The following is a 325-nucleotide window of genomic DNA, read 5'->3' as shown; positions in this document are numbered from 1 at the left end:
ATAAAATACGTTGTAGGGATCGATAAAACCTGATATTTCCCGTTTACACCATCATCTGTATCGAGCAAAATCGGGAATGTAATTTTATATTCGTTCACAAACCCCTTGACGTCCAATTGAGGATCAATATTCACTGCCAGAATCGTTACTTTGTCGCCCACTTCACTATGAAATTTCTCCATATCAGGCATTTCAGCCTTACATGGTGGACACCATGTCGCCCAGAAATTAAGCATCACTTTTTTACCTTTTAATTCTGAAAGCTTTACCGTCTCACCGGTCAATGTTTTTAGTTCAAAATCTGGTGCTTTTGACCCTACTGCAA

At 39.1% G+C, this 325-nt stretch carries 1 protein-coding gene; it reads right to left on the bottom strand.

Annotation, left to right across the window (positions count from 1 at the left end; all coding sequences use genetic code 11):
- A partial coding sequence (locus tag V7083_RS17945; protein WP_335480461.1) for a redoxin domain-containing protein occupies positions 1-325 on the bottom strand: 325 nt, incomplete at both ends.

The sequence above is a fragment of the Bacillus sp. JJ1764 genome (genome assembly GCF_036962145.1).
In the GTDB taxonomy this organism is placed as follows: domain Bacteria; phylum Bacillota; class Bacilli; order Bacillales; family Cytobacillaceae; genus Neobacillus.
The sequence above is the reverse complement of the archived record's forward strand: the minus strand, read 5'-3'. Positions and strand labels throughout refer to the sequence as shown.